This is a genomic window from Microcoleus sp. N3A4, from assembly GCF_036701805.1.
Lineage (GTDB): Bacteria > Cyanobacteriota > Cyanobacteriia > Cyanobacteriales > Microcoleaceae > Microcoleus.
Window position 1 is genome coordinate 1 of record NZ_JAUBRJ010000136.1, and the last position, 6,218, is coordinate 6,218.

The following is a 6,218-nucleotide window of genomic DNA, read 5'->3' on the forward strand; positions in this document are numbered from 1 at the left end:
GCATATGGGTTTAGGAATTTTGACAACTACAAAAATAGATGTTTGCTTACGCAAGCATTTAATTGTTAGTTTAGCATGCCAACTAATGAAGAACCTATTTTGTTGACTTCTTCTACCAATTCCATTTCATCTATGATCCCTGCTACTATCCCCAAATGGTCTAAATTTACAATATTTATAGCTGACGAGGGCTTTTTCATGGTTTTAAGGGTTGCTTTACTTGCACAAATTATTATACCTTGAAAAAACCTCAAATGAGTGCTATACAATCATTTGAGGTTTTGAAAATCATGAATTTTTTTGAAATTAAATCCGATCGAATATCTGCGGAATGTGGGTTGTAAATGGTTAAAAGTATGATATGAGCCAAAATTTTTCGCCCTGCGCTACATGAGAGAACGGAAAAGTTGTCGCCCGCAGGCTAACCGAACTGGCGATAGAGGAGTATTTAAAGTATGGGAGTTGGGAAGAAAAATATAGAAAAGGTGTCTATATTCTAGATTAATTCATTCAAGTAAGCACACCTAAGTTTGAGCATTTAATTAATATTTTTATGACACCACTGAGCGCCGGAAATCTTCAATCTTCTATCAATCTGTTTGACTAATAATTCCACTGCTCCCGACCCAATAGAACAAATATTTTGGCCCGATAAGAGTTGATAGTTTACAATTCGATTCCGATGTTTTGTGAGATATTTACAGAATTTGGTAGTCTGACGACTCTTGCACAACTCAAACAACTTAATGGTTTCATCTATACGACCTTGCCATAACAATTCTTTGGCTCTAGACAGCCGTTTCCTAGACCCTGCTACTTTGTACAGATTTTCGACTAAATGATACCAGTCTAACTGTAGTTTAGACTAACTAAAGATGAGAACGGTGGCAAAAGAAGAACTAGAGCCACCGCGCCAGGAGAGAATGAGGGTGAAAAATAAAAACCTATCCACTCCTTAAATGAACAGTGAACGATTAAAGGACTTTCGTCAAGAAGCATACGAGTTATTGGTACGAAGCAAGGATGCAACAAGAGAGCTCATGGATGCAGTGATGACCACTCCGAATGCGTCATGTTTGGCCCAATTTTCGCTCAATCCATTATTCAATCGTCAATGGTCAAGCGTTTACGAGGCATTGCAAGACTGTAGGCCAGACCGGAAAAAACTGATGCTGCTGTATCTCCAGCAATTAGAACAGCAAGTACCCGTAGCAGAACATATGTTAGTGGCAATTGACCACACTGCATGGGGGAGACCAGATGCTAAAACATTAAAAGATAGAACCCATGAATATCAGGGGGGTGTAATTCTTGGGCAGGGGTACAGTACCATTGCGTGGATACCTGAAGCGCAAGGAAGTTGGGCATTACCCCTGCTCCATGAAAGAATTAGTAGTGGGTCTTCACCCATACTTCAAGCAGCTTCCCAACTCAAACTTGTCTGTGAACAGAGCATCAATCCAGTCTTAGCAGTTTTAGATGCTGAATATGGCAATGCAAATTGGGTACTGGCGCAAGCAGATATTCAAGCTGATTGTTTAATGAGAGTCCGAAAGAATGCCTGGAAAGTGGTCAGCACCACCAGCTTATAGTGGTCGTGGTAGACCACGTAAGCACGGGCTCAAAATGAGACTCAATGACCCAAGCACATGGCTGATCGCGGATAATGTGATTGAAATTGACGAACATTCACAGTTGGGACAAGTTCGAGTCAGTCAATGGCTTGACTTACATTTTTATCGTGCCGCTGAACACAGAGTCAATTTAATCCTCGCCCTTAAGAATGAAGCCCATGTCAAACGGTCAGCCGTTTCCACCCTTATGGTTGGCTTGGGTGGGAGAACGAACTCTCCCTAAGCGAAACAGTCTGGTTTAAGTATTTACGACGCAAAGAGAGTCGATCATTGGTATAGATTTGTCAAGCAACGATTACATTGGACGTAAGGATTCAGGTAAAAATAGTTCCGCAGAGAGCCGAACAATATGGTAATGTAGTCAGATGAGCGAAAAGTCAGAGTTATCAGCAGCACTAAAATTAGAAATAGTTGACCAGTTGAGCCGTGAGGAGCTGGTCAAAATTGTGCTAACCCAACAGAAGCTGATTGAAAAATTACAACAAAAGCTCGAAAAGCTCCAAGAGAGACAGCCCAGTAATAGTAAAACATCATCAAAACCACCATCGAGCGATCTGATACAGAAATCCGAGACAGCCAAAGTTGACAATTCAAAAGAGTCAGAGTCAGAGTCAGAGTCCCAACCAAAGCGAAAACCAGGAGGACAGCCTGGACATATCGGCAAAACCCGCAAAGGATTTGGGCGAGTAGATAGATATCAAATCAGCACTCCTGACTATTGTGAGCATTGTGGCAGCAGAGAATTAAGTGAGATGATTGGTTATAGCAAGCAGCAGGTAGCGTGCTTAGTAAATAGACCAATTGAAGTAGTGGAATATCAACGAGCCAAATGTCAGTGTAATGAATGTGGAGCAATGGTGATTGGACCAGTCTCACCGGGTATAGTGCCAGGACAAGACGCTTTGCATCGACCTACAAGCATTATTGGTATGGCTAGGTAATTATGGGCATATGTCTTATGAAAAGCAACAAGAATTGCTGCGGGAATTAGGTGGTATTGAAATTGGGATCGGGACATTACAAGCAACCAATGCGCGAGTAGCTAATGCTGTAAAGCCCGCCGTTAAAGACTTATGGCAATGGGCACCGTTACAAGCGTGCCGTCCATGTCGATGAAACCCCGTGGTGTGTTAAGGGCGTCAAAGAATGGTTGACCGACGGCTACAGGTCAAGATTTTTGCCTGTTCCATGCTGCGGACACTCGCAGTCGCTCAGAATTAGAAACAATGCTGGGGAATGAGGCAAGCTGGAGTGTTGAATTCTGATGATTTTAGCGTATATAACGGTGTGATTGTGGGAGCGCAGCAGAAATGTCTGGCCCATCTACGACGACATTTTAAGAAAGTTCTTCAAATCAGTCACGGTAACAACACTGTCGTCGCAGAGGCATTTTTGGAATTAATTGATGAGGCATTTCGACAACATCGAAAATGGCGTGAGCACCCTGAAGAACTTGATTATCACACTTGGGCGAGCGACTTTAAGACCAGACTGGCAGAATTGTTAAATACTTGGATTGGTCATGTTGGTTATACTGCTGGACTGTTGCTGCGCTCGTTGCGTGAGAAAGCGCACCAATGGTGGTATTTTTTAGACCACCCTGAAATTCCCCCTGACAATAATTTGGCAGAACGTTCTCTGCGATTAGCCGTGACTAAACGTAAAGTATCTGGCGGTTCCCGCTCCATGTCTCGATTTGAACAAACTGCTGATTTGTTATCTGTGATTCAGACTTGTCGGTTTCAAGGTATTCGCGCAATGGCTTTTTTCCGTGATGCTCTATCTGCCCATTCTTGTAACTTTTTTATGCCTTCTCTGATTCCCCAATCAAACACCTGAATCCTTACGATGATTCTTTTTCAGCCTCAAGCAAAAAGACACACCTTTTTCCATCAGCCAGTTCCCCAAATCGGAGCGAGCAGAATTCACGGTCTCCCAAAACGATGACTTTATCTGATGAAAACAATGGTAAAACTTGCTCTAAATTTGTAGTTTGTTCTTCCAAATTACTATTTCCTAATTTGGGCAACAGTGACCAGTATAATGGAATTGCTCTGCGCTCCCAGATTAAGCTTACCATAAACAGATTAATACGCCCCCATTGACTGCGGTCAATTGCGATTGATAAGCTGTTGCACATTTAAACTGTGATACAAGCATTACCCTTATTTTTGATTTTGCGACCCCATTTAATTATTAATTGCCCTTCATTTAAGAGGCGGTGCAATAAATACTCTAGCTCTTCAATTGATGTAAAAAGTCGATTGGCAATATATTCTTTTGCCGAATGCCATACTAATTCAATTAAGTTATAGTCGGGGCTGTATTCGGGGAGGAATTCTAAATGAAGGTTAGGCATTTCTGTTTCAATTATTTTCAGGTACTCTTCTTTCTTGTGAAAACTAGCATTATCCAGAACAATCACTATTTTGGCTCCTTTTTCCGCAAATTCTGAGGCTTGATTACCTGCTGATACCCATTCATTCATTAGCTCTTCATAAAACAGTTTTAGCACTCGATAAAAATTATATAAATTGCCTTTTTCGAGTAACTATACCCACCTTTTTTTATCCGAATTCCTCACTCCTCCCATTACATTAACTCTGCCTTTTCTTCGGTCTCCTCTGACTTTTTTTCGGCTTCCTTTTTTACACCAGTTCTTTCTTCTGGTGACTCTTAAACTAAATCCACTCTCGTCCTAAAACCATACCTGTAAACGTTCTGGCGATTCTTTTTCTATTTTTAAATATTCGGCTATCTTTATTTTAAACGCTGTTCTTTTTTCGGGATTTCTCTTTGACTCCAAACTATACTTTGCCCAGATATAAACATATTTTTTTTGCTTTAATATCCTCCAAACTTGTCCTCCACTTAATTTTATACCTGTGGATTGTTCTAAGTATGTTGCTAATCTCTGGGCTGTCCATATTCCAAATTCATATCCTAATTCTTGAGGGTATTTCTCTATAGTTTATAATAATATCTCTATATATTTATCGGTGGCTTTTTTGTGATTTCCCTTCATCCTTTCATCTATTAGACTTTCTAGATTGTCGGGGTCTCCCTTTACACACCAATAAGATACTTTGTTGACTGAGCAACCCAAAAAATCAGCGATTTTAGATTGAGTTTTACCGTCATTGAGCAATAATAAAATCAGAATTCTTTCTCTGATATTTGCCTTGTCTTCCTCTCTTAACGCTTTTTGTAGTTTCTCTATTTGTTGGAGATTGAGATGGTTTTTAGCTGGCATTTTTGTAGAGATTGACTAAACTAATTTTTTATTATACCCTATTTAAAGGCACAACAGCTTACACGAGTACCAACAGGACAATACTTGGTCAACCAATAAGCAATTAATGGGAACCAAATAGCATTAATTGTTAAACTAGGCCAATCCAAAAGTCTTTGTAATTTTCGCCGACGACTTTCGGTTGAAATTGGGTACGGAAATACCCTGGTCAACCGCTCTAATCTCACTTGTTTTTCTGCTTGTATTATAGGTAACAAGAGTTCCATCACTTTCAACTGAGCTAAAGTTAGTTGTTTTTGTAAATGTGTCTGGTAGAATGTTGGTAAGCTGTTTTGCATTTAAACTGGTATAATAATAAATCACAAGTCACAGAAAAGCCAGAAGTATGCCAGCAAAAAATCATCTAAATGCAGAGCAAGTCAAAAAGCTTCAACAAGCATTAAAACAAGAAGAAAATGGATAAATTAGAGAGAGAATCTTAATTTTACTATTGCTCAATGATGGAAAAACGCAAAAAGAAATTGCTAAATTTATCGGGTGTTCGCCCAACAAAATCTGTTTCTGGTGCGTGCATGGCGCTCCAGATAATTTAGAGAGTCTTAAAGATGAGAAGATGAAAGGAAACCATCACAAAGCCACAGAAAAATACATAGAGATATTACTAGAAACAATTGACAAATCTCCTCAAGAGCTAGGATATGAATTTGGTCGATGGTCAGCTAAAAGATTGGCTACTTATTTAGAAGAAGTGACTGGAATTAAGTTAAGTGGCTCACAAGTCTGGAGAATTATTTCAAAAAAAAAGTACGTTTACCTGTGGTCAAAATATAGTCTAGATCACAAACAATATCCCGAGAAAAGAAAAGCTTTTAAAGAGAAACTAGAAGAATATTTAAGAATAGAAAAAGCAAGTCCAAATCGTCTTCAGGTATGGTTCTGGGACGAAAGTGGATTTAGTTTAAGGGTGATAAAAAGAAAGACGTGGTGCAAAAAAGGACATCGCAAAAAAGTGAGGGGAGATAGAAGAAAAGGAAGAGTCAATGTCATGGGAGCAATTAGGTATTCAGACAAAAAAAGATTTGTTGAATTTCTTAGTAAAAGTAACTCTAACAGTTTCTATAAAGTCTTGAAACTCTTCTATCAAGATTTAATAAGGAATGAAAATTTAATAACATCAGCGATGTATAATAAATAAATGAGTGAATATGAATAGGTTCATGTTTCGGTAGAGATGTCAAATATTATACCTACTTATTTCTTCTTGTGTCGCTGATGATTTGTTGATTTGAATCATTTCTTACTAACTTAATTTATGTATTACTCAGACGAAA

General features: G+C 39.1%; 3 protein-coding genes and 5 pseudogenes. 4 read left to right on the forward strand and 4 right to left on the reverse strand.

Going from position 1 to position 6,218, the window contains the following annotated elements; genetic code table 11:
• Positions 1–98: 98 nt before the first annotated feature.
• Both QUA56_RS37055 and QUA56_RS35905 read right to left on the reverse strand, forming a co-directional pair.
• Positions 99–200 (reverse strand): annotated as a pseudogene (locus QUA56_RS37055) (DUF4277 domain-containing protein); the annotation flags it as partial.
• Positions 201–538: 338 nt separating this feature from the next.
• Positions 539–853, reverse strand: a pseudogene (locus tag QUA56_RS35905) (ISKra4 family transposase); the annotation flags it as partial.
• 106 nt (positions 854–959) lie between these two features.
• On the opposite strand from QUA56_RS35905, the gene QUA56_RS35910 reads away from it, so the two are divergent.
• The 3 genes and pseudogenes from QUA56_RS35910 to tnpC all read left to right on the forward strand — a co-directional run bounded on the left by QUA56_RS35910 (position 960) and on the right by tnpC (position 3,473).
• Entirely contained in the window at positions 960–1,592 is a 633-nt protein-coding gene (locus QUA56_RS35910; protein ID WP_333368637.1) for a transposase, read from the forward strand.
• A gap of 34 nt (positions 1,593–1,626) precedes the next feature.
• Positions 1,627–1,857 (forward strand): hypothetical protein, encoded by a 231-nt coding sequence (locus tag QUA56_RS35915; protein WP_333368640.1) that lies wholly within the window; start codon positions 1,627–1,629, stop codon positions 1,855–1,857.
• 142 nt (positions 1,858–1,999) lie between these two features.
• A pseudogene (gene tnpC / locus QUA56_RS35920) lies at positions 2,000–3,473 on the forward strand (IS66 family transposase).
• A gap of 4 nt (positions 3,474–3,477) precedes the next feature.
• On the opposite strand, the gene QUA56_RS35925 reads toward tnpC, so the two are convergent.
• The gene (locus QUA56_RS35925; RefSeq protein WP_333368642.1) at positions 3,478–3,639 is read right to left on the reverse strand and encodes a hypothetical protein; all 162 of its coding nucleotides are present in this window, start codon (positions 3,637–3,639) and stop codon (positions 3,478–3,480) included.
• Positions 3,640–3,774: 135 nt separating this feature from the next.
• Positions 3,775–4,887, reverse strand: a pseudogene (locus QUA56_RS35930) (IS630 family transposase).
• A 385-nt stretch (positions 4,888–5,272) separates the two neighbouring features.
• Here QUA56_RS35930 and QUA56_RS35935 point away from each other — a divergent pair.
• A pseudogene (locus QUA56_RS35935) lies at positions 5,273–6,037 on the forward strand (IS630 family transposase); the annotation flags it as partial.
• Between the last annotated feature and the right edge of the window lie 181 nt (positions 6,038–6,218).